The sequence below is a fragment of the Paraliomyxa miuraensis genome, assembly GCF_026337845.1.
In the GTDB taxonomy this organism is placed as follows: Bacteria; Myxococcota_A; Polyangia; order Nannocystales; family Nannocystaceae; genus Paraliomyxa; species Paraliomyxa miuraensis.
Genome location: NZ_JAOVZF010000152.1, coordinates 296,778 through 322,980, shown reverse-complemented (window position 1 = coordinate 322,980; position 26,203 = coordinate 296,778). Strand labels below are relative to the sequence as shown.

Below are 26,203 nucleotides of genomic sequence, written 5' to 3'. Positions count from 1 at the left end.
GGCGAGCGTAGTGGACATGGCGACGCGGCGAGGCCTGGCCCGTCGATGGTAGCCTCCCTCGGTGCCCTCCGAGCCCACCACGCCTGCCCTCGTCGCCGTGGACCATTGCCCCAGTTGTGGGACCAGTCGTGGGGCCAGCAGCAAGGCCACCCCGAGCAACCCCGTGTGGCCCGAGCGCGGAGGGATCGCGGTCGTTCGCTGCGCCGGTTGTGGCCTGGTGCATGCGACCGCGGGCTACGCTCCGCGCTTCCTCGACGCGCACTATACGGATCGGGCCGCACGGGCCTCGCTCGGCGCGAGCACGGGGATGGCACCGCGTCCGGGGAGCGAGCGCAAGCGACAAGCGCTCGCGCTCTACGATCGCCTGACCGGGGGCAAGCTGTGCGCCGCGCCCTCGGGAGCCGTGGCGCTCGACGTGGGCTGCGGTCAGGGCATGCTGCTCGACCTCTTGCGCGAGGCCGGCTGGCAGACCGTGGGCATCGAGCGCTCGGGGGCTGCCGCGGCCGCGATCGACGCGGGACACCGCGTCCATGCGATCGACGTCGAGGATCCCGACGAGCGCACGGCGCTGGACGAGCGGTTCGACGTGATCACCATGACGCACGTGCTCGAGCACCTGCGCAATCCAGTGGGGGCGCTGCGCTGGATCGCCTCCCACCTCCGCGAGGACGGGCTCGCGGTCGTGGAGGTCCCCAACTGGGAGGATCTCGCCAGGCCGCTCTGGGGGGCACGATACCGACCGCTCGAGCTCGGTGACCACCTGAGCTTCTTCGAGCGCCGAACGCTGACCGACCTCGCCGAGCGTGCCGACCTTCGCGTACGCACGCTGTGGAGCGCGGCCCAAGCGCGTACGCTGCTGTTTCCCTCGCTGCTGACCGGTCTCGACACCGTCGCGGAGGGACTGCGTGCGCTTCGAGGCGCTCGCCGAGCCAAGCCATCGAATGCTGGCGTTGGAGTGGCCTCCCAGCGTGTCACCCCGGGCGCCGGTCGCCTGCGCCATGCGGCCGTGACGGCGGCACTCTCGCGGCTCGACCGGCTCGATCCCCTGCTCGAGAGCCTCAGCGGTACCGGCTGGGCACGTGGCGCCAACCTCGTCGCCGTGCTGGAGCGACCGCGCTGAGGCCGTGCTCCGAACGCACGAGCGATGGCCGTTGCCAGCGCGCATGCGCGACTCCTTCCATCTCGCGCCCGGACTCGTGCGATCCTTGCCGCCCGCATGCCCGGCCCGAGAACCCCGCGACTGATGCTCGCGTTGATCCCCCTGCTTGCATGTCGTCACGACCTCGAGGCCTCGGACACTCCGCAGCATGGTCCGCTCGAGGGCGACGGCCCCGCGGGGTGGCACTACGTCGTGAGCCTCGAGTCTTCGCTCGAGCGAGCCAGTGTCCGGCTGTGCTTCGACGGAAGGCCACCCGCGAGGCTGGTCCCCACGCTCGAGGCCGCGGCCCCGCACACCCATGGCATGCGCCTCTCCACCGGGGATGCCCTTCCCCGCGAAGGTCTGGGCCATGGGCTCGGCTCCGCGAGCAACGACGCGTGCGTGGACTACGAGGTGGACTTCGTGGGCCTCGAGAACGACGTGGGCACCGGTCGAACCGTCGGTCGTACGGGGCAAAGCCTCATGGCACGCCCCACCACCTGGCTATGGCGACCCGACCCGTTGCCGGAGCGCTTCGACAGCACCGTGCGATTCACCCTCCCCGAGGGCATGGAAGCCTCGGTGCCATGGGTCACGGCCGACGGCCGACCCCGGGGCACCGCCGACACGACCTATGCGCTCGACCGTACCGCCTTCGAGTGGCTCGGCTACGGGGTCTTCGGGCAGTTCGCGGTCGATCGCTTCGAGCATGCGGGCGCATCCGTGGAGCTCGTCACGATCGACGTGCCCATCGCCTGTCCTCCCGAGGGTCTTCGTCGCTGGGTGGAGGATGGAGTCGAGACGGTCGCCATGCTGTTCGACGGCCGGTTCCCGCGCCCGCGCCTCCAGCTCATCGTGTTTCCGGTCGAAGGCGGTGGTGGGAGCACGGTGTACTTCGGCATGGCCAGCCGGGGCGGCGGCTCCAGCGTGCTGCTGTTCGTCGATGACGAGGCCGAGGCCGATGCGCTGCCCGGAGGCTGGACCACGGTTCACGAGATGCTCCACCACGGCATGCCGTTCATCCGGGAGGCCTGGATGGCCGAGGGTTGGGTGAGCTACTACACCGAGATCATGCGCACCCGAGCCGGGCACCGCGGCGAGCTCGAAGGCTGGCAGCAGCTGGTCGAGGCCTTTGGTCGCGGTCGGAGGGTGCAAGTGGACACGACGCTCGCCGAGACCAGCCGCCGGATGCACGAGACCCGCGCGTACCAGCGCGTGTACTGGGGAGGGGCCGCGGTGGCGTTCATGGCCGATGTGGAGCTCAGGCTCCGCACGCAGGGCACCGTGGGCCTCGACGACGCGATGCGGGAGCTTCGCCGCTGCTGTGGCGACGCGCCCCGGCAGTGGTCGGCCGGGGAGCTGCTCGAGCACCTCGATGCCTGGCATGGCCGTCCGCTGTTCACCGAGACGGCACAGGCCGTGCTCGAGCAGCGAGACTTCCCCGACGTCGAGACCACGATGGCCCGCCTGGGCGTCCACGTGGGACCGCAGGGCGAGGTGACGATCGACGACGACCACCCCGCCGCGGAGATCCGCCGGTCGATCATGGCCCCGGTGACCACGCGCCAGACGACCCGCCAGACGACCCGATAGCCAGCATCGTGGCTCGTGGTGCGCGTGATGCCCTATGCTTCCCCGCCATGCTCGACGCCCCCAGCCCGCCCCGCGACGTGGCGGTGACCTTCGCCGGCGGCGGCAACCGGGCCTTCTATCAGCTCGGCCTCCTCCATCACTGGGGTGAGCGACTGCTGCCGCGGCTGGGCGCGATCGCGGCCTGCAGCGCGGGTGCTTGTGTGGCGACCCTGTGGTTGGCTGGTCGTGAGACCCAGACCCGTGCGTTCTGGCGAGCGCGTCGGCAGGGCGTCGAGCGAAACTTCCAGTGGGCTCGTCTGCTTCGCGGCCAGCGGCCAACGCCCCACGGTCCCATCTATCGCGACACCTTGCTGTGTGCCTACGCCGAAGACGGACTCGCCCGCATCCAGGCCGCCCCGTTTCCGGTGCTGATCGTCACCGCGTCCCCGCCTCCCGGGATTCCGACCGGCGTCGGGGCCGTCCTGGGCTTTGCCGCCTACAACCTCGAGAAGCGCATGCGACCGGACTTCGTGCATCCGGTGCTGGGTCGCCGCCTGGGCTTCTCGGCGCACGTCGTCGACGCCCGGACCTGCACGAGCGCCGAGGAGCTCGCCGCGCTGGTCATCGCATCATCGTCCACGCCTCCGTTCACCCCCGTTGGGCGCTTCGGCGGACGCTCGCTGCTCGACGGAGGGCTGGTCGACAACGCCCCCGCATCGGCGGCCGAGCACGTGGATGGCATACGCCGCAGCCTCGTGCTGCTCACGCGCCCCTACCCTGCATCGTGCCTGGGCGAGCACGGCACTCGGCTCTACGTTGCGCCCACCCGCAAGGTACCCGTGGAGGTCTGGGACTATACCCGGCCGGAGCTGATCGACCAGACCATCGAGATGGGCGAGCGCGAGGCCACCATCCACGATCGCGCGCTGCGGCGGTTCCTGGTTCGCTGACGGGCCGCGGCGTCCGAGGAAGCACGGGCGCGCGGGCGGAGTCGTCTCGTCCCACGTGGGGGGAGCGACACGCCCCCCGAGGTCCCCAGGTCCCCAGGACCCCTGCGCCGAGAGCGGGGAGCGTGGTCACTAGCGATCGGGATCCGCGGCGGACTGACGCAAAGAGGCCGTGCCATCCCTGCCGCGCGGGGGGTCGGGCGTCGGGCCGAGGTGGAGATGCGCATCCTGGCCGGAGCCGCGTAGCTCGATGATCTGATCGGAGCGACTCTGCGTGAGGTACTGGGTGAGATCGACGCCGAGCTCGGCCAGGGTCCGAAACATGGCGAGACGGGCGTCTTGCCGCTTTTGCTCGAGCTCGAGCTCGAACGCGGCGTCTTCTTCCTTCTGCCCTCGCATGAGCTCTCGCTCGGCCCGCACCCGCTCCCGCTCGGCTTGCTGCTCGCGTCGGGCCAGATCGAGCTCCTGACTCTGGCTGGCCGTGCGATCCTGGCGCGCCTTGACCGAGCGGGCCAGGTTTCGCTCGAGCTTGAAGTCTTCGAGGTCTTGCGCTTGCTTCTCGGTCTCGCGCTGCAGGCTCAGGCGGGTCTTCGACTCCAGCGACTGCTCGTGCATCTGCTGCAAGGCCTGCGGGGCACCATAGCCGCGGTACACGATGTTGCCGATGCGGTAGCCGCACTGCTCGGCCCGACGGGTGAGCTGCTTGTAGGTGTCGATCAGGTTGAGCTTGTCGATATTGTCCCGAAACGAGTCGTAGTCATGCTTGCTGAGGAACTCGACCACATCGGAGGTCGCCGCGTTGACGAAGTCGCCGATGGGATCGTGGGTGGTGATGAGCATCCTCTCGATGTCATGGAGCTCGAAGAAGAGCATCAGACGGATGGTCAAGACCGCACCGTCGGCGGTGCGGACTTCGGGAATGTCGTGGTACATCTGGTCGGGCAAGAGCCACAGCTTCTGGAACACCAGGCCGTTGGGCATCTTGTGCAGGATGCCGTCGGGGCCGGGCTTGGAGCCGTGCCACGAGAAGGTGTGCACCCATTCGCCGGGCTCGGGCATGAAGTCTTCGGGACCCATGACGATGCGGCGCTCGACGGTGCCATCGGCCTTCTTGCCGTAGACCACGATGGCCTCGCGCTCGGCGATCTGGAACAGCTCTTCCTTGCTCACCGACGCGTGCTTGCGGCCATCGAGCCACAAGTCGGTTGGGCCGCGAACATGCTCCTGGCGGCCATCGCGGTAGCGCACGATGAGGAACTCGCCAGGATGGGCGATGTGGTGTTCCATGGCGCTGAACCGCTTGCCCCAGCGCCAGATCCTGCAAGGCCCTTCGGCCACGGTCATGGTGCCGTCGGAGTGCTCGACCAGCATCTTCTGACCCTCTTCGATGGTGTAACGGAACATACTGGCCCTGCCGTAGTAGCGGGTGGGTGAGGCGGTCGAGAGAGATTCATCGCCGGCGCGGCGAAGGGGTCGGCGCAGCGCTTGGGCCTGCCCCGACCGGTTGGCCTGAGCCCGAACCGGCGCCTCCCCGGCGAGGGCGGCGAGCTCGCTCAGGCTGAATACCGAGCTGTCGTGGGCCGCGACGTAGCTGTCTTCGTCCTCGGGGACGGACGCCGACCCCCTCACGGCCGGCGACGCTTCCTGGAGCGCGCCCTTTTGCTTGCTGTACTTGTAGCGATTCATGACCAATGGCGCGCTCTGGTCGAGGGTGATGCCACCTCGGATGTGGGCTCGGCCTCCTCGCGCTCGCGCACGACGGCCACGAGCATACACGAGAGGACGAGGACGAGGGCGCCCGCCTCCGGCGACCCACCAGGACGACGGTAATGAGGAGCTCGGGGGCACGAGCGCGCTGATCCGCGGCGCTCGCGGGTCGGTGCTCCTCGCCCCCGGCGCAAAGCGGCCCCCACGCACCAACGAGCGCATCGCTCGATCGATGCTCGATCGACGCGGCGTCCGCCACACACCGATGGCACGAGCGGGCCCGAGAGCGCGGTGTGGCGGAGAGTGGTGCTGGTGCTAGAGCGTCGAGTGGAGGAGACGTGCTCGTTCGAAAATTGATGATGTGCCGGTGCCGAAGATGGCGTCACGCCCAGTCCGGCTGCGCAGCTCCTCCTTCGAGGGCGGGCCGAGCGTGATGCCCGGGCTGCTCCTGTAGGGCTCGCCAAGCGTCGCCTGCGCTACGTGTCGCGAGCGCCCCTCGACCGTAGATGCCGAGGAATAAGGGGTTCTTGCAAAACAGCGCTCCACGTCAGGTCGCACCCCTGGGCTCCTCATCGTGATTGTGGAGAGACAGGCCACACGTGTACTTGGTCGAACCGACAAGGAAAGGCACATCCAATGAGCCACGTCAGCGACACCAGCACATCGCGCCTCATCATCACAATCTTTCATGGGTGCGATCAGCGTCGACAACCGGTTTCTCCCATGAGCCGACGAGATGCATGACATGCGATCCACCCCCCAGATTTCGACGCCCTGGTCGAGCCTCGTCGATGTCCTGCGAGCCCGAGCCAATGCCCAGCCCGATCGGCTCGCCTACACGTTTCTCGTGGATGGCGAAGGCGACGAGCTGCGCCTCACCCTCGGTGAGCTCGAAGCGCGCGCCCGGAGCGTGGCCGCTCTCCTCCAAGAACGAGGCTTGGCAGGCGAACGCGTGCTCCTGCTGTTTCCGCCCGGGCTCGACTTCATCGTCGCATTCCTCGGCTGCCTGCTCGCAAGCGTCACGGCCGTGCCGGCCTATCCTCCCGACCCGCGGCGTCTACCGCGAGAGCTGACTCGGCTGCGGGCCATCGCGGCCGACGCCCGACCTCGGGCCGCGCTCACGACCACCGCCCTGCTGCGAACGGCCCAGACAGTCGCGGCGAGCCAACCGGACCTGGTCAGCTTTCCATGGCTCGCCACCGACGACCTGCCCGCGGATCAGGCTCGGGCGTGGGAGGAGCCACGGCTGGGGCCCGACAGCAGCTCGCTCTTGCAGTACACGTCGGGATCGACCGCGAACCCGAAGGGCGTCATGTTGAGTCATGGCAACCTGCTCGCCAACCTCGCGCTGATCGAGTCCACCTTCGGCTGCACGGCCTGCAGCAGGATGGTGAGCTGGCTACCGCCCTATCACGACATGGGCTTGATCGGTGGGATCCTCGAGCCGCTCTACGCTGGATTCCCGGCGGTGCTCATGTCGCCCGCGTCATTCCTGCAGCGACCAGCCCGGTGGCTACAGGCGATCTCTCGCTTCCAGGTAACGACCAGCGGTGGACCCAACTTCGCGTTCGATCTCTGCGTGCGCAAGACGACACCGGAGGAGCGCGACCAGCTCGATCTATCGAGCTGGTCGGTGGCCTTCAACGGCGCAGAGCCGGTGCGCGCGGAGACGCTCGAGCGCTTCAGCACAGCGTTCTCCACCTGCGGGTTCCGACGCGAGGCGCTCCTTCCCTGCTACGGGTTGGCCGAGAGCACGCTCCTCGTCAGCGGCCCGCTCGACCGCAGCAACCGTCCGGTCGTGCGCACCGTGTCAGCCGACGCGCTGGCCGACGGGCGCATGCTACCGGCCGCGGGCCGAGAACCGCAGGCACGCCTCGTGGGCTGCGGTCGGCAGCTGCCGGGTCACACCATCGAGATCGTCGATCCGGAGACCGGCGAGCGTCGTCCGCCCGGACGGATCGGCGAGATCTGGGTGTCCGGTGCGAGCGTGGCCAGTGGCTACTTCAATCGACCCGAAGAGAGTGACGCGACGTTCGGCGCGCGCCTCCCAGGGGCTGGCGACGCCACATTCTTGCGCACCGGAGATCTCGGCATCATCGAGGAGGGCGAGATCTACGTGTGTGGTCGTCTGCGCGACCTGATCATCATCCGCGGTCGCAACCATCATCCGCATGACATCGAGCGTAGCTTCGAGGCCGCGCACCCGGCCCTACGACCAGGATGCTGCGCCGCCTTTGCCCTGGACGTGGAAGGACGAGAGTGCCTGGTCATCGTCGCCGAGGTCGACCAGCGGCGCGCCAGCGTCGGTGGTTCCACCGACTGGGATGCGGTCGTTGCGGCAGGGCGCGCAGCCGTCGCGGAGGCACACGGCCTGCAAACGCTGGCCGTGGCGCTGCTGCGACCGCGGACCATCCCCAAGACATCGAGCGGCAAGCTGCAGCGCCGCGCCTGTCGGCTCGGATTCGTGGCCGGCACGCTGGAAGAGGTCTTCCGCAGTGCGTTCCCCCCGGCTGCGACCACCCCCCACCTCCCGTCACCCGACGCCCATACGCTCTCACGCGCGGCACTGCTCGCCCTCCCCCGGCAGCTGCGCCAGGATCGGATCGTGGAGCATTTGACCGGCCACATCGCAGAGACGCTCGGCCTGGGCTCCGCCGAGCGCATCGACACACGCCGGCCGCTTCACGAGTACGGCCTCGATTCCCAGGGGGCAGTGGAGCTTTCGGCCTTGCTCGCGGAAGCCATCGAGGCGCCTGTCTCCGAAACGGCGGCCTTCGACTACCCACACATCGAGGCTCTCGCGGACCACATCGTCTCGCGGCTCGATCCTCCCGAGCCCCAGGCGCCCCCTCTCGTCTCCCTCCGTGGTGACACAGCGCCCGTCCATGAGCCGATCGCCATCATTGGCATTGGGTGTCGCTTCCCCGGCGGGGCCAACGAGCCCGAGCGCCTGTGGGACCTGCTCGTCAACGGTCGCGACGCCATCGTCGAGGTTCCTCCAGAGCGGTGGAACGCCGACGAATACTACGACCCAGAGCCCGGCGTAGCGGGCAAGATCGCGAACCGTTGCGGCGGCTTCGTCGACGACGCCCTTCGATTCGACGCCGCCTTCTTTGGCATCGGCCCGCGCGAGGCCATGAACATGGACCCACAGCAGAGGCTCCTGCTCGAGGTCGCCTGGGAAGCCCTCGAGCGCGCCGGCTACCCGGCACCTAGGCTCATGGGAAGCCCAACGGGGGTGTTCGTCGGCGCCAGCAGCTTCGATCACGGGCTATTGACCGCGCGCTCGACGGGTAGTGCCGGCTCGACGCCGTACACCGCAACCGGGAGCGCCTTGAGTGTCGCAGCGGGCCGGATCTCCTATGCATTGGGTCTGTGTGGGCCCAGCCTGATCGTCGACACGGCGTGCTCCTCATCCCTGGTTGCAACCTACATGGCTGCACAGAGCCTGTGGGCCAGGGATTGCGACCTGGCGCTCGCTGGCGGGGTCAACCTCATGCTCACGCCCGAGCCCAGCGTGTACCTCAGCCAGATTCGGGCGCTGTCACCCACTGGTCGCTGCCGTCCGTTTGCGGCCAGCGCCGATGGCTACGTGCGCAGCGAGGGTTGCGGCATGCTGGTGCTCAAGCGGCTCTCCGACGCCGAGCGCGATCACGACGACATCCTCGCCGTCCTGCTCGGAGGCGCCGTCAATCAGGACGGTCGCAGCAACGGGCTCACCGCTCCCAACGGGGAATCGCAGCGACAGATGCTCCGCCTGGCCACTGCCCGAGCCGCGGTCGAGCCGGCCACCATCGACTATGTCGAGGTGCACGGGAGCGGTACGCCCCTCGGGGATCCGATCGAGGCCGAGTCGCTGGCAGCGGTGCTCTGCGACGAGCGCTCCGAGCACCGTCCCTTGCTGCTCGGCGCCATCAAGTCCAACATCGGCCACACCGAGGCAGCCGCCGGCGTTGCGGGGCTGATCAAGACCGTGCTCGCCCTGCGGCACGGGGTCATCCCCCCGACCTTGCACCTCGATGCGCTCAACCCTCGGATCCGCTGGGCGGACGTGCCCCTGTGCGTGCCGACCGAGACGACGACCTGGGCGCGCGCCGATACGCCTCGTCGCGCGGGCGTGAGCGCCTTCGGCTTCAGTGGCACCAACGCACACCTCGTCCTGCAGGAGCGGCCGGCGAGCGGCCCGAGGGAGACGAACATCGAGCGCCCCTTGCACGTAGTGACCCTGTCGGCACGGAGCCAGGCGGCGCTCCGAGAGCAGGCTCGGCGGTACGCATCATTTCTCGAGGATCATTTCGAAGGCAGCCTTGCCGACCTCGCCCACACGACCATCTGCCGACGGACCCACTTCGACCAACGGCTCGCGCTCGTCACGGGCGACCGAGATCACCTCACGGGCGCGCTCCGTGCTCTCGCGGACGGCGACGGTAGACAGCGACGTCCAGTGGCAGGTGGCGCGAGCTCCCGCTCAGCGAGGAGGATCGGCTTCTTGTTCACCGGCCAGGGCTCCCAGTACCCAGGGATGGGGCGCGAGCTCTACGAGACCCAGCCAGTGTTCGCCGATGTCTTGAATCGATGCGACGCGCTGTTGCGGGGTCGGCTGGAGCATTCGCTGCTCGAGGTGATGTTCGCGGAGCCTTCCCGTGCAGTCTCGTTCCACGAGACCGCCTACACTCAGATGGCCCTGTTCGGGCTCCAAGCGGGGCTAGCAGCCCTCTGGCGCTCCTGGGGTGTGCAGCCCGAGGTGATGCTGGGGCACAGCTTCGGCGAGCTGGCAGCGGCCCATGAAGCGGGGGTGTTCAGCCTCGAGGACGCTCTGACCCTGATCTACGAGCGTGGTCGCCTGATGGAGTCGCTGCCGGACGGTGGCGCCATGGCGGCGGTGTGCGCCGAGCTCGAGAGGGTCGAGAGCGCCGTCGAGCCACACGCGGGCCTCGTGTCCATCGCGTGTCACAACGGCCCTAGGAACTACGTCATCTCGGGAGCGCGCGCCTCCGTCGAGGCCGTCTGCAGCCGCCTCCAGGCCGATGGGGCGACGACGTGTCGGCTCCTGGTGTCCCACGCCACGCACTCGCCACTGGTGACCCCCATGCTCGACGAGCTGGGCCGGGTGGCGCAGGCCATCACCCACCGGCCGCCCGAGCGCGCGCTGATTTCGTCGGTCTCGGGACGGCGGGCGGACCGAGAGATCGCGTCACCGGAGTACTGGCAGCGGCAGATCCGAGACGAGGTGTGCTTCTCGCGTGGCATGGTGGCGCTTGCAGAGACGGGCGTCGACGCGGTCATCGAGATTGGCCCGCACCCGCTCCTGCTCGGCCTCGTCACGGAGAACGTCGGCGCCCGGATCGGCCTGAGGCTACCGTCGATGCGGCAACGCAGCGGAGAGACGGAAGTGATGCTCGAGAGCCTCGCGTCGCTCTACGAGGCAGGCGTCGAGATCGACTGGGCTGCGTTCGACGCACCGTTCTCGCGCCGCTGCGTCCAGCTGCCCACGTACGTGTTCGAGCGCCGCGCGCTCGAGCCCCCGACGCGGAGCACCGCCGTGGTACTGGCCGACCCCGTCGACAAGGACCCCCGAACGGCCCACGCGCCCACGGGCTCGGCGCCACCCCCCCAACAGGAGCGGGTGGAGCCCGGGCAGGGCCCTGCGGCGGCGGACGTGACCACGAGACCCAAGCATGTGGATCGACGAGCGCGAATCGCCGCCGATCTCCGCGAGCGAATCGGCGGGCTCTTGTTGCTCGGAGCAGACGAGGTCGGCGACCAGGTTCCCTTTCTCGAGATGGGAGCGGACTCCCTCGTGCTCATCTCCGCCCTGCAGATGATCGAGCACCGATACGCGGTCAAGATACCGGTTCGTCGGCTGTTCGACGAGCTGCCCAACATCGAGGCGTTGTCGGCCTACCTCGACGAGAACGCGCCGCCGGGCGCAGTCTCGGCCCCGCGAGCCGCCGAGCCCGAGGGGCCCGGCCGATGCAACCGCCCCGGCATGGGATGTGGGGATGGCATCGACACGCCTGCCGCGTCGCAGCCGAAGAGCGGCAGCGGGTCGACGGTCGACGGAACAGTGGCGCGGATCGTCGAGCACCAGCTCCGGCTGATGTCCGAGCAGCTGAAGCTGCTCGGACACCATGCCGACGACGACGAGACCGCCCGGGCGCAGGTGGTGGTCGAGGCGAAGCAGCCCGTGATCCCAGACCCGTCGACGCTGAGGGCCGCCGGCCGTGGTCGAAGCACCGCGCCGAGTGCCGGGTCGACCCCACGGCAGCGGCAACACATCGAGGCGCTGATCGAGCGCTACACGCGGAAGACCGCGGGGTCGAAGCGTCACACCCAACGTCACCGACGCCACTTCGCCGACAATCGTGCAGTGGCCGGGTTTCGCTTCTCCACCAAGGAGATGCTCTATCCCATCGTCGCGACGCGTGCAGCGGGGTCTCGAATCTGGGACGTCGACGGCAACGAGTACATCGACCTCACGATGGGATTCGGCACGTACCTGTTCGGGCACGCGCCGCCCTTCGTGGTGGAAGCCCAGAAGCGGCAACTCGATGAGCTCGCGCAGGTCGGACCCCACACGCTCCTGGCTGGCGAGTGTGCCGAGCTGCTCGGAGAGCTGACGGGCAAGGAGCGGGTGTCGTTCACCAACTCTGGGACCGAAGCGGTGATGCAAGCACTGCGAATCGCGCGCACTGCGTCCGGGCGCGACAAGGTGGTCATGTTCGCCGACTCCTATCACGGGCACTTCGACGGCACTCTGGCGCTGCCCGCCCTCTCCGGCGAGCAGCGTGGCAGGCCGATGGCGCCCGGCATCACGCAGGGCATGATCGATGACGTCTGGGTCCTGGAGTACGGGAGCCCGGCGGCCCTCGAGATGATCGAGGCACGAGGCGACGAGCTCGCCGCCGTGCTGGTGGAGCCGGTTCAAGGCCGCCGTCCCGACCTTCAGCCCCGAAGGTTCTTGCACGACCTACGACGGCTCACGCACGACTGCGGCGCCAAGCTGATCTTCGACGAGATGATCACCGGCTTCCGCTCGCACCTGCGTGGTGCGCAAGGCGTGTTCGGCGTGGATGCCGATCTGGCCGTCTACGGCAAGGTGCTGGCCGGGGGTACCCCCATGGCGGCGGTGGCGGGCACGGCCGCGCTCATGGACCACATCGATGGGGGGTTCTGGGCGTACGGGGACGACAGCCATCCCACGGTCGAGACGACGTGGATCGCCGGCACCTTCCGGCATCATCCGCTGTGTCTCGCCGCGATGAAGGCGACCCTGACCGCTATTCGAGACCAGAGCCCACACCTCCAGCAGGAGCTGAATCAGCGCACCGAGCAGATGGCGGCGGAGCTCAACGGGTACTTCGAAGACGAATCCGTACCAATCCGCGTCGTCCACTTTGCGTCGCTGTTTCGATTCGAATTCGCATCGAACCTGGATCTGCTGTTCTTCCACCTGCTCGACAAGGGCATCTACATCTGGGAGGGGCGCAACTGCTTCGTGTCGACGGCACACACCGCCGCAGACCTCGAGACCTTCGTGCGAGCCGTGAAGGAGACCGTGGCCGAGCTTCGCGAGGGCGGCTTCCTGCCCCCGCCGCCCACGGGGGGGCACGGGGGTCCACGAGGGGGGCAGGGAGACAGCAGGCCGGAGCCAGCGACCGCCAGCCTGGGAGGCAACGCCGCGCGCACCGAAGCCTTGACGAGCAGCGTGCCGCTGACCGAGGCGCAGCGACAGCTCTGGGCGCTGGCCCAGCTCGGTGACGAGGTGTCGCGCGCCTACAACGTGCCGCTGGCGCTTCGCCTGCGTGGCCCCCTCGACGTCGAGGCGCTTCGGCAGGCGATCAACGACACCGTCAATCGGCACGAGGCGCTGCGGAGCACGGTCCTGGGCGACGGAGCCGCGCAGCGAGTCGCGCCGCCTGCGGCCGTCGACATACCGGTGGTCGATCTGACGACCGAGCCCGACGACGAGCGAGAGCGCCGGGTCACGGAGTGGCTCGAGCACCAGCGGTCTGCAACCATCGATCTGACTCGGGGGCCGCTGTTCAGGGTCGGGCTCATCGCCGTCGGCCGGGAAGAACACGTCCTGGGGTTGGTGGCGCACCACATCGCCATCGACGGTCTATCCCTGGCCGTGGTGGCGGAGGAGATCGCTGCGGCCTATGTCGCCCGTCGCAACCGCGAGCCCCCTCGCGAGGACGCCCCGCTGCAATTCCGGGAGCACGTCCGCTGGCTCGAGCGGGCGCACGAGGACCCAGTGATGCAGACGCACGAGCAGTACTGGCTCGAGCGGCTCGCCGGCCCGCTCCCGATTCTGGATCTACCGTCGGGTGGGTCTCGGCCGCCGGTGATGAGCCATCGCGGTGGCCACATCGATGTGACGATCGGTGCCGAGCTGACCACCAGGCTCGAGCGATTGGGTCGCAAGCACCACTGCACGCTGTTCATGACCCTGGTCGCGGCGTACACGCTCTGGCTTCATCGCCTGACCGGTCAAGACGACATCATCGTCGGCGTACCTCTGGCGGGTCGAGGACTCCCGGGCTCGGAGGGGCTCGTCGGCTACTGTGTGAATCTCGTGCCCCTGCGCAGTCGGCTGGCCGCCACGGAGACGTTCACCGACCATCTCACTGCGATCCGCAACGAGTTGCTCGACGCCTTCGAGCACGGCGACTACCCGTTCGCGCGCCTGATCAAGCGACTCAACCCACCCCGCGACGCCAGTCGGCCACTGGTCGTGCAGACGACCTTCAACATGGACCGGATCACCAGCGTCCCGGAGATGGGCGAGATCGATGTGACGCTGGAGCCGACCCCCACCAGCTACGAGAAGTACGATCTCAGCACCAATGTCATCGCGGTCGACGACGAGCTGCGAGTCGAGGTCGGTTTCAACGCCGATCTGTTCGATGCCGCCACCATACGGCGCTTCGTCGGGCACTTCGAGACACTGCTCGACGTCATCGTCGAGGAACCCGAGGTGCCCGCCTCTGGGTTGTCACTGCTGAGCGACGATGAAGCGCGCGAGCTACTGGCGATTTCGACGGGGAGGGAGTCACTGGCCCCCGACGTACGGTGCGCGCACGAGATGTTCGCCGAGCAGGCGCAACGCACCCCAGACGCCACCGCGGTGCTGTTCGAGGGTACCAGCCTCACCTACCGCGAGCTCGATCGCCGCTCGAGTCAGCTCTCGCACTACCTGCAGGAGCTCGGGGTTGGGCCGGAGGTGTTGGTGGGCCTCGGCGTCGATCGGTCGCTGGAGACGGCGGTCGGCATCCTGGGCATCCTCAAGGCAGGTGGTGTGTGCGTGCCGCTGGATCCGTCGTACCCAGACGAGCGCCTCGCGTTCATGATCGCCGACGCCCGGGTCCAGATCCTGCTCACGCAGCAAGCGCTCCTGGACCGAGTACCCACCTGCGACGCCACCAAGGTGTGCCTGGACGCGGACTGGGGCGAGATCGCAAAGCGGCCGGCCACGAGCCCCACGGTGACGCTCGAGCCAGACAACGCGGCGTACGTCATCTACACCTCGGGCTCCACGGGGACACCGAAGGCCGCCTGCAACCGACACATCTCGCTGTCCAACCTGATCCATGCGTCGCAGCACAGCTACCGCCTGCAGCCGCAGGACCGGGTCCTGCACAAGGCGCCGTCTGGCTTCGACGTCGCGATGTGGGAGCTTACCTGGCCGCTGGCCACCGGTGCCACGCTCGTGATCGCCCGCCCCGGAGGCCATCGCGATCCAGAGTATCTGCGGCAGGTGATCTGCGAGCACCAGGTCAGCGTGGTCCATTTCGTGCCTTCGATGCTGGAGCCATTCCTCGAGTTGCCCAGCGTGAGCGAGTGCCGGAGCCTGCGAGTGGTGCAGTCGGGAGGAGAAGAGCTCGGCGCTGCGCTTCGCGACCGGTTCCACGCGGCGCTCGACTGCGATCTGTACAATGCCTACGGCCCCGCGGAGACCGCCGTAGATGCCAGCACCCACTGCTGTGCCGACAACAGCGGAACATTCGTGCCAATTGGCCGCCCCATCGACGGAGCGTGCCTCCGAGTCGTGGACGAGTCGCTGACACTCCTACCGGTGGGCGTGGCTGGCGAGCTCTGTATCTCGGGGACCGTGCTGGGACGGGGATACCTCGGGAAGCCGGCGCTCACCGCAGAGCGCTTCATTCCCGATCCATTCAGCCTCGAGCCCGGTGCTCGCATGTACCGCACCGGTGACCGCGTTCGGTGGCTGGAGGATGGCAACCTGCAGTTCCTCGGTCGCCGCGATCACCAGGTGAAGGTGCGAGGGTTTCGCATCGAGCTGGGGGAGATCGAAGCGACAATCTCCAGGCTGCCGGGAGTGTCACGGTGCGTGGTCGTGGTGCACCAGCAGGCGGAGGGGCCCAAGCAGCTGGTGGCATACCTCGTTGCCAACGGCAGCTCCGTGAGCGGTGCCGAGCTTCGAGCGAAGCTTGGGAAGTCGCTGCCGGACTACATGGTCCCAAGTGCCTTCGTCGTGCTCGATGCGCTTCCCCTCAGTCCGAACGGGAAGGTTGATCGCAAGGCCCTGCCGGCACCCAGCGAGAGGCCGGTGACGGGCCCCCACCTGGCGCCACGCAACGAGACGGAGCTCGAGCTGGCCCAGATCTGGGCAGGCGTCCTCGGCCTGGATCTGGATCGAGTGGGCGTGCTCGACAACTTCTTCGAGCTGGGCGGCGACTCGATTCTGAGCATCCAGGTGGCCAGTCGCGCTCGCCAGGCGGGCTTGCCGCTGACGGCTCGCCATCTGCTCGAGCACCAGACGGTCGCGAGCCAGGCGGCCATCGCCGCCCGGCCTGGCCTCGCACCCGTGCAGCAGCAATGCGAAGCCGGCGAGGTCCCGCTCACGCCGATCCAGCGATGGTTCTTCGAGCAAGATCTCGCAAACCCCAACCACTGGAATCAGACGGTGTTGCTTGCGCCGCGTGAGCCGATCGCGCCGGACCGCTTGCGGCGGGCCCTGCAGGCGGTGTGTGACGCCCACGACGGCCTACGCCTGCGCTTCCATCACGACGCCGACGGATGGCGGCAAGAGTATGGAGCACCCGCAAAGACCGTACACCTGACCACGATCGAGCTGGGGGACCTGCCGGTCGAAGAACGGGACGAAGCACTCGAGAGGCACGCCAACGAGCTGCAAGCCAGCCTCTCTCTGGCCGACGGACCCCTCGTGCGGGCGAGCCTGGTGGACCTGGGCCGGCAGCGTGGTCAGCGTCTGCTGCTGGCCATCCACCACCTCGTCGTCGATGGTGCGTCCTGGAGAATCCTCCTCGACGAGCTCGAGGTCGCCCTGCGCCAGCTCGATCGTGGCTCGGCGGTTCGCGTCGGCCCGCGCACGTCGTCGTTCAAGCGCTGGGCCGAGCGAATTTGCGCCCACGTGGAGAGCGGCGCGCTCGATGGCGAGGCGACCTACTGGCGGCGGGTTGGCGCCAACCCCACGTGTGAGCTGCCCGTCGACCATGACCAAGGTCCCTGCACGGAAGCCACCACGGAGAGCGTGATGGTCACGCTGAGCGCCACCGAAACCGAGGCCCTGCTGCGCACCTCCGGCCGGGCGTACCGAACGCGCCCCGAAGAGCTGCTGCTCGCAGCGCTGGTGAAGACCCTGGCGTCATGGACCGGCCGCCAAGACGTGGTGATCGGCCTCGAGGGGCACGGCCGCGCGCCGCTGGCCGACGACCTCGACCTGTCGCGCACGCTCGGCTGGTTCACGACCATGGCCCCGGTCTGCTTGCGGGCTCGCTTGGGAGCAGGACCCGAGGAGCTGCTCAAGGCAACCAAGGAGGCGATCCGCCGCGTCCCGCAGCGCGGCATTGGCTATGGGCTACTTCGCTACCTCCACCCGGACGACGAGCTGCGCGCCGATCTAGCGCGCATCCAGCCGCAGGTCGTCTTCAACTACTTGGGTCAGCTCGACGCCCTGCTGGGAAGTAGCAGCCTATGGGCGCCAGCCGGCGAGTGCACGGGCCGCCCGCGCCACCCCGACGCCAGGCGTCCGCACCTGCTGAGCGTCGAGGCGATGGTGATCGATGGCGAGTTGCGGATCACGTGGGAAGCGAGCCGCAATCGACACCGCCGCAGCACCATCGAGCGCCTGGCGAGCCAGCATGGCCAGACGTTGCGGGAGCTGCTCCAGCACTGCCTGTCGCCGTCGGCCCGCGGCTACACACCGACGGACTTCCCGCTCGCCGGCCTCGATCAAGCAGCCATCGACCACCACCTGGGCGCGCGGCCCGAGATCGAGGCGTTGTATCCGCTGTCACCGATGCAGGCGGGCATGTTGTTCCACCGACTCTACGCCCCAGAGTCGACGATGTACATCAACCAGACCGCCATCGTGTTCCGCGCCGGGGTGAACGCCGACCTGCTCGAGGCTGCGCTTCGTGCCGTCGTCGCGCGTCACCCGGTGCTGCGAACGTCGCTGCTCTGGGATGGGCTGGAGAGGCCGCTGCAGTGCGTCCAGCGGAGGGTCTCGGTCTCCATGGAGCGTCATGTCCTGCGCGAGGGCTCGACCGAGGACGAGGCCGCGTGGCTCGACGCCTTCACACGCCAGGACCGCGAGCACGGGTTGGCGCTCGACGAGGCTCCGCTGATGCGGTTCAGCTGGATCGAGCTGCCCGCGGGCAGGGCATGTCTGGTGTGGTGCCTCCATCACCTGATGATGGATGGCTGGTCGTCCGGGCTCGTGATGGCGGATCTGAAGCAGGCCTATACAGCACTCGCGCGGGACCTGACACCGTCGTTTGCCGCTGCCATTCCCTACGAGCCATACATCGGCTGGCTCCTCGGGCAGGACCGCTCCGCGGCCGAGGAGTTCTGGAGGGCCCGGCTGGCGGGGTTCGAGCCGCCGGTCACGATTCCCTTCGCCCGGAGCAACGCCGCTCCACCCAGTGAGCCCAATGCCGCGACATCGCGTCGAACGGAGCTCTCGAAGGATACCACGGCGCGTCTGCAGGCCCTGGCGCGGCAATGTCGCGTGACCATCACGACCGTGATCCAGGCCGCGTGGGCGATCCTGTGGAGCCGATACCACGACACCACCGACGTGGTCTTCGGGATCACCACGGCGGGTCGCTCGGCAGAGATCGAAGGCATCGAGGACATGGTTGGGCTGTTCATCAACACGGTACCGTTGCGCCTCCGGGTCGACCCCCACGCGCGACTCGCCGACTGGCTCGTCGAGGTGCACGAACGGCAGTTGGAGACCACGCCGTTCGAGCACACGCCGCTGAGCGACATCCATCGCTGGTGTGAGCCGCTGGCCGGCAGGTCATTGTTCGACAGCGTGTTGGTGGTGGAGAATTACCCGATCGACGCCGCCCTGGGCGAAGACGCTGGCCCCCTGCCCGTCGAGCGCGTCGACGTCTACGAAGAGACCAACTACCCGCTGACCCTGACAGTCGTGCCGGGAGAGCGCCTGTCGCTGCGCCTCATCCATCCGTCGGGCATGTTCGAGGCCGAGGCGATGGACCGGATCCTCGGCCACCTGCGAGTCGCGCTCGAGGGCATGGCGGAGGACCCAGAGCGGACCCTGGGCGAACGACCACTGCTCACCTCTGCACAGCGGCACCAACTCTTGGTCGAGTGGAACGACACGGCAGCGGAACACCCGGCCCGAGGCTGTGCCCACGAGCTGCTCGAGGCCAGTGCGCAGCGTGCTCCCGACTCGCTGGCTGCGGCGTGCGGACGAGAGCGACTCACCTACGAGGAGCTCAACCACCGCGCGAATCGGATGGCGCGAGCCCTGGTCGCACGCGGGGTTGGCACAGAGCACGTGGTGGCCGTGCTCAGCGAGCGAGGGCTGGATCTGCTGACCACCCTCCTGGCGATCATGAAGGCGGGCGGAGCGTACCTACCGCTGGATCCGCGGCACCCGGCGTCGCGCCACTTGCAGGTGCTGTCGGAGAGCGGGGCAGGGCTGGTGCTCACCAGCGAGTCCCTGGCCGCGAGGCTGCAAGATCCGCTCGGTCGGCCGGAGATGACGGCGCAGCACGTCTGCATAGAGAGCCTGCTGGCCGAGCAGTGGGACGAAGGAAACCTCGGACCTCGTGTCGGCGGGCGCAACCTGGCGTACGTGATCTTCACCTCCGGCTCGACCGGTGTGCCCAAGGGGGCAATGGTGGAGCACGCGGGCATGGTCAATCACCTGTGGGCGAAGGTCCAGACCCTGGGGCTGAGCGAATCGGATGTAGTGGCACAGAACGCGTCGCAGTGCTTCGACATCTCGATCTGGCAGATGCTGGTCGCCTCGTTGGTCGGCGGCCGCGTCGAGATCCTCGTCGACGAGGTGGCGAGCGACCCCGCGAGGTTGCTCGCAGAAGCTGCGGCTCGGCGCGTCACCGTGCTGGAGGTGGTGCCTTCGCTGCTGCGCGCCATGCTGGCAGAGCCGAGCGACGAGTTACGGAGAGACGCATCGTCGTTGCGATGGTTGGTGCCCACCGGCGAGGCGCTTCCCATCGACCTGGTCCGCCGCTGGTTCGACCGCCATCCGCAGATCCCCTTGGTCAATGCCTACGGTCCGACGGAGTGCTCCGACGACGTGACGCAGCACCCCATGCTGACGCCGCCGCCTGGATCCACGCGGGTACCGATCGGTCGGCCACTGGCCAACACCCGCCTCTACGTCCTCGACGGCGCACTGGAGCCGCAGCCCGTCGGCTTGGCCGGCGAGCTGTACGTTGCAGGTGCAGGCGTAGGACGCGGCTACCTCGGGCGACCTGGGCTGACGGCCGCGAGCTTCGTTCCCGATCCGTTCGCCGACGAGCCCGGAGCGCGGATGTACCGCACAGGCGACCTGTGTCGCCACCTCGAGAGCGGCGTCTTGGAGTTCTTGGGCCGTGTCGATCACCAAGTGAAGATTCGGGGCTTTCGCATCGAGCTGGGTGAGATCGAAGCAGCACTCATGGCGATTCGACGAGTGTCGGCGTGCGTGGTGACGGCTCACCAGCGCGACGATGGCCCCGCGACGCTGGTCGCCTACCTGGTGCTCGAGCGTGACGCGGAGCTCGACGGCGCGGAGCTGCGCCAGGCACTGAGGGAGCGCCTGCCAGAGTACATGGTGCCGAGCACCTTCGTGGTGCTGGAGGCACTGCCGCTCGGCCCCAACGGGAAGATCGACCGCAAGGCACTACCGGCGCCCAGCGGGCACTCGACCGAGACGGCCGAGGCGCATGGTGCCCCGCAGACTCCCCATGAGGAGCTGATCTGCAGCATCATGGCGCAGGTTCTCGGCCTCGACCGGATCGGCGTTCACGACAGCTTCTTCGACCTCGGCGGCCACTCCTTGCTGGCCACCCGACTGGTGGCGAGGCTCCGTGCCGCGCTCGAGGTCGATCTCGCGCTGAGCGTCGTCTTCGAGGCCCCGAGCGCGGCCGAGCTGGTCCAGCGGCTCACCACCTCGCTGGCAGAAGGCTCTCTACCCCGGGCGACACCGATCACCCCGGTTTCCCGCGAGCAGGAGCTGCCGCTGTCTCACGCTCAACAGCGGCTGTGGTTCTTGGACCAGCTCGAGCCGAGCAGCCCGCTGTACAACCTCGCCGGGCTGCTGCGGCTGCACGGACCGCTGGACGCACGGGCCCTTCAGGAGGTGCTCTCGGAGCTCGTACGACGCCACGAGGTCCTCCGTACGACCTTCGAAGCGCCGGAGGGACGAGCCTTGCAGTGCATCCACGCGCCGCAGGCAGTGGCCATGGGCCGGGTGGACCTTCGACACCTCTCAGGAGTCGCGCTGGACGCCGAGCTCGAGCGGCGGGCGGCCGAGGAAGCGAGGAGGCCCTTCGACCTGGCGCGCGGCCCACTCTTGCGCACCGTCCTTGCGCAGTTGGCCGACGACGAGCACGCCCTGATGATCACGATGCACCACATCGTCTCGGACGGCTGGTCCCAGAGTGTCATGCTGCGAGACCTCGCGGTGCTCTACGAGGCAATCGCCAAGCACGAGCCGAGCCCGCTGCCCGAGCTCCCCGTGCAGTATGCCGACTTCGCGGTCTGGCAACGTGACTGGCTGGCCCAGGGCGAGCTCGAGGAGCAGCTGGCCTACTGGAAGGGAGAACTCGCCGATCTGCCCCGGCTCGAGCTCCCGACCGACAGGCTGCGTCCCGCTGCCCGGAGCCATCATGGCCGCTCGCTCGAGGTTCACCTCGAGCTCGGGCTCACCGAGGCTCTCGTGTCCCTCAGCCGTCGGCACGACTCGACCCTGTTCATGACGCTGCTCGCAGCTTGGCAGGTACTGCTTGGTCGTTACTCGGGCCAGACCGACGTGGCGGTGGGTACGCCCATCGCCAACCGCTCGCATCGTGAGCTGGAGGGGCTGATCGGGCTGTTCGTCAACACCCTGGTGCTGCGCGCCGACCTGTCGGGCACGCCCTCGTTCGTCGAGCTCTTGCGACAGGTTCGCGCGCGTGCGTTGCGGGCCTACGCCCACCAGGATGTGCCGTTCGAGCGCGTCGTCGATGAGCTCCGGGTGGAGCGGGACCTGGGTCGCAATGCGCTGTTCGACGTGATGTTCTCGCTCCAGGACGCCTCGACGAGCGGCGTCCGGATCGGCGGCCTGGAGACCGAGCTCTCGACCACGGAGATCAACCTCGCGAGGTTCGACCTGACGCTCGTGGTCTCGCCAACGCCGGACGGGCTGCGCGGGGTCGTGGAGTACAGCACCGAGCTCTTCGATGCATCGAGCATGGAGCGGCTGTGGAACAACTTTCGGACGCTACTGCAGGGGATCGTCAGCAACCCGGAACGCTGCGTCTGGGACCTTCCGCTGCTGAGCTCCGAGGAGCGACGTCGTGTACTGACGGAGTGGAATGACACGGCCGCGAAGGTGCCCGAGGGCGAGTGCGTGCACGAGCTCTTTGCCGAGCGAGCGCGGCGGACCCCCGAGGCCACGGCCGTCGTGCTTGGGGATGCGGCGGTAACCTATCGAGAGCTGGACCTCCGCTCCAACCAACTGGCCCATCGGCTGAGGTCGCTCGGCGTCGGCCCCGAGGTATTGGTGGGCCTCTGCGTCGAGCGGTCGATCGAGCTGGTGGTGGGGCTGCTGGGGGTGCTCAAGGCAGGTGGCGCCTACGTCCCCCTGGACCCGACCTATCCGGAAGATCGGCTTGCCGTGATGATCGAGAATGCGCAGATCCGAGTGATGCTCACCCAAGAGTCGCAGCTCGCCCGATGGCGCGGCCAGCGGTTCTCGACGGTGTGCCTCGATGCAGCGTCGGACCTGCTCGACGGGCAGCCCCAAGAGCCGGTGATCTCGCAGGCTCTGCCCGACAATGTCGCGTACGTCATCTACACCTCGGGCTCGACCGGGGCTCCAAAGGGAGTGCAGGCAACGCACCGGGGATTGTGCAACCTCGTCGAGGCGCAGCGCCTCCTGTTCGAGCTCGGACCAGGCGACCGCGTGCTCCAATTCGCGTCCTCGAGCTTCGACGCCTCGATTTGGGAGGTGGTCATGGCGCTGTGCAACGGGGCTCGGCTCCACCTGTGCGCCCGGGGTCCCTCGCCGTCGGGGCCCGAGCTCGCAGAGCTGCTGCGGGACGCCCAGATCACGCACGCCACGCTGCCGCCGTCGGTGCTGGCCGCCCTGGCCTACGACGAGGTCGCGAGCCCCCACACCCTCATCGTCGCTGGAGAGGCATGCTCGGGTGACCTCGCGGCGAGGTGGGCCAGAGAGCGCTCGTTCTTCAATGCTTATGGGCCCGCTGAGATCACGGTCTGCGCGACTGCGGCCAGGATCGTGGACGCGGGTCCCCGGCCGCCGATCGGGCCACCGATCGCCAATTCGCAGTGCTATGTGCTCGATCCCTCGCTTGCTCCGGTCCCGATTGGTGTCGCTGGCGAGCTCCATGTGGCGGGCGCCGGAGTGACGCGAGGTTATCTCGGGCAGCCGGGCCTCACAGGCGAGCGCTTCGTGCCGAACCCCTTCACCGACGAGCCTGGCGCTCGCATGTACCGCACAGGCGACCGATGCCGCTGGCTTGCAGATGGCAACCTGGAGTTCTTGGGCCGTTTGGACCACCAAGTGAAGGTCCGTGGTTTCCGCATCGAGCCGGGAGAGATCGAAGCCGCGCTCGGAGCCCTCGAGCAGGTCTCGCAGTGTGTCGTGGTGGCTCGCGAGACGGCGCCCGACCACCGGCAGCTCGTGGCCTACGTGGAGCTCGCAGCCGAGGCAACGGCGACCAGCGCGGAGCTGCGGCGGGCGCTCGAGAGATCCTTGCCGTACTACATGGTGCCCAGCCGCTTCGTCGTGCTCGAAGCGCTGCCCCTCAGTCCGAACGGGAAGATCGACCGCAAGGCCCTTCCCGCCCCCGACCGGCAGCCGGAGGTGGAGACGGACCATGTCGCACCACGAACTGACATCGAGCTCCGGCTGGCCAGCATCTGGGCCGAGGTGTTGGGTCTGGAGACGATCGGGCGGCACGACAACTTCTTCGATCTGGGCGGCGACTCCATCCTGAGCATTCGAGTCGTCAGCAAGGCCCGCGCCGCCGGCCTTGCGCTGACGGCACGAGAGCTGTTCGAGAATCAGACCATCGCCCGTCAGGCCGCCGTCCTCACCGGCCGGCGTCCCGAGGCCATGCCGCCGGGCTCCGAGGCAGGCGACGTGCCGCCGACTCCCGGCCAGATCTGGTGGTCCGAGCAGGGGCTGACGACACCTCGCGACTCGAGCCAAGCGGTGGTGTTGGCGCCGAGCCTGCGAATCGCACCGCAGCGCTTGCAGCGAGCTCTGCGGGCGCTGTGCGAGTACCACGATGCCCTGAGTCTGTGCTTGCGTCGGGATGGAGCAGGCTGGCGGTTCGCCGAAGGGCATGCCCAGGACGTCCCGCTGACCACCGTCGACGTCGGCGGGCTTCCTCCCGACGCTCAAGACCGCGCGCTCGCTCGCTGCGCCTCTTCCCTGCAGGCCGCTCCGTACCGAGCGGACGCGCCGTTGCTTCGAGCGACGCTCGTCGAGCTGGGTCCGGCCCGAGGCCAACGCCTCCTGCTCGCCATCCATGGGCTGGTGGTCGACGACGCCTCCTGGAGAGTCGTGCTCGAGGATCTCGGGCACGCTCTGCGGCAGCTCGAGCAGACCGGCACGATCGAGCTCCCGCCTCGCACGACGACGTTGAGGCGCTGGTCCGAGCGGCTGCGGGCCCACCTGTCCGAAGGCAGGTTCGACGCAGAGGTCGCGTACTGGCTCGAGGCCAGCGCCAACGCCCGTGCCACGCGGGCGCTCCCCGTCGACCATGGAACCAGGGGCAACGCTGCCATGCGCAAACTCGTGGCGCAGAGTCGGATGGACACCGAAGCCCTGCTGAACGCCGCCGGCGGGCCGGCAGGAGCGAAGCCAGGGGAGCTGGTGCTGGCGGCGCTCGCCAAGACCCTGGCCGAGTGGACCGGCGAGGACGCGACTTGGATCGAGCTCGAGACGCCGGGTCGCGAGCCGCTGGACGACGACATCGAGCTCTCACGCACGGTTGGGCGGCTGACAGCCCCCCACCCGGTTCGGCTGCCGGCTCGTGCCGAGCGCCCCGCGGCGCTCGTCCTCGCCACGATGGAGGCGCTACGCCAGGTTCCGCGGAATGGCATCGGCTACGCGCTGCTCCGCTACCTGCACCCCGACGCCAGGGTTCGCGAAGATCTGGCGGTCATCGCCCCGCAGGTGGCCTTCCGCTACTTGGATCCGCTCGTTGGGCCTGCCGACCGCAATGGCCCGTGGTCCGCGGTCGAGCCGTGTGACCAACTCGACCGGGACGCTCCGCGGACGCATGCGTTGGTGGTCTCGGCCCAAGTGGTCGGCGACGAGCTCGAGATCACCTGGAGCTACGATGGCAGCCGAGTCCAACAGAACACCGTGCGGGAGCTATCCGCACGGCTCGATGCCAGCTTGCGGGAGCTCCTCCAGGATCTCGCCGCGGACGGTCGTTCGGGCGTGCTGGGCGCGAGCCAGGCATCGGCCCACTCCGAGCCTCAGTCGTGGCTCGGGTCCCCCGTGGTGCACATGAAGCCCGGCTCTCGGGCTCCGCTCTTCTGTGTGCATCCGCTATGGGGCGTCGTCGACGGCCTCTGGAACCTCGCCCAGTGCCTCGATGGCCAGCGACCTTTCGTGGCGTTGCGGGCTCGCGGCCTCGAGCGCGGCGAGCAGCCGCTACGCAGCATCGAGAGCATGGCTCGGTACTACCTGGCGGCCGTGCGACGCGTTCGGAGCACGGGTCCGTACCTCCTTGGGGGCTGGTCGTTCGGCGGCGCGGTCGCCTACGAGATGGCTCGGCAGCTCCACGATGCTTGCGAGGAAGTGGCTGCCCTGGTGATGCTGGACTTCAGCTTCGCTGGCTGGCACGGCGCAGGTGCCGAGGACGGACGCGATCCATTCTACGCGTTGGCGGATCTGTTGCGCGACTTCGCAGAACTCGGCGACGCGGCCCCCGTCGACGTCGGCAGCACCATGACGCGACTACGGGGCCTCGGCATCCACGCCGCCACCCGGCAGGTCGCCGGTCGCCTCGGGGCGATGGGCCTCGGGCTCGACGAGGCGGCGGCGATCGGGATGGTCCAGCGAGCCCTCGCGATCTCCGAAGCCCACCGTGAAGCAGCCGAGGGCTACGAGGTAAGGCCGCTGCCCGTGCCAGTGACGCTCATCCGGCCGCACGACAGCATCACCGCTCACCCGGGTGCGGCAGGAGAGCTCGGTGCATCGGTTCCAAGCGTCGAGGTTCGTGCCGTCCCTGGCGGTCACGTCAGCATGATGCGCAAGCCACACGTGGCCGAGGTGGGACGCGTCCTCGATGACGTCCTCGAGCGAGCCGACCCAGCGCCACGCGACCGGCGTCGCAAGGATCGATAG

The 26,203-nt window shown here is 68.6% G+C and carries 5 protein-coding genes; 4 read left to right on the top strand and 1 reads right to left on the bottom strand.

Features of this window, described 5'->3' with window-relative positions; genetic code table 11:
• Positions 1–61 precede the first annotated feature (61 nt).
• The 3 genes from OEB96_RS20590 to OEB96_RS20580 all read left to right on the top strand — a co-directional run bounded on the left by OEB96_RS20590 (position 62) and on the right by OEB96_RS20580 (position 3,660).
• Positions 62–1,120 carry a class I SAM-dependent methyltransferase gene (locus tag OEB96_RS20590; protein WP_266218074.1) on the top strand — a complete coding sequence of 353 codons (1,059 nt, stop codon included), beginning with the start codon at positions 62–64 and terminating at the stop codon, positions 1,118–1,120.
• A gap of 96 nt (positions 1,121–1,216) precedes the next feature.
• On the top strand, positions 1,217–2,731 hold the full coding sequence (locus OEB96_RS20585; RefSeq protein WP_266218073.1) for a gluzincin family metallopeptidase: 1,515 nt from the start codon (positions 1,217–1,219) through the stop codon (positions 2,729–2,731).
• Positions 2,732–2,778: 47 nt separating this feature from the next.
• Positions 2,779–3,660 carry a patatin-like phospholipase family protein gene (locus OEB96_RS20580; RefSeq protein WP_266218072.1) on the top strand — a complete coding sequence of 294 codons (882 nt, stop codon included), beginning with the start codon at positions 2,779–2,781 and terminating at the stop codon, positions 3,658–3,660.
• Positions 3,661–3,789: 129 nt separating this feature from the next.
• Here OEB96_RS20580 and OEB96_RS20575 read toward each other — a convergent pair whose 3' ends face one another.
• A complete protein-coding gene (locus OEB96_RS20575) occupies positions 3,790–5,343 on the bottom strand; it encodes a hypothetical protein (protein WP_266218071.1) in 1,554 nt (517 codons plus the stop codon).
• Positions 5,344–6,109: 766 nt separating this feature from the next.
• Between OEB96_RS20575 and OEB96_RS20570 the strand changes: the two genes are divergently transcribed.
• Positions 6,110–26,203 carry a non-ribosomal peptide synthase/polyketide synthase gene (locus OEB96_RS20570; protein ID WP_266218070.1) on the top strand — a complete coding sequence of 6,698 codons (20,094 nt, stop codon included), beginning with the start codon at positions 6,110–6,112 and terminating at the stop codon, positions 26,201–26,203.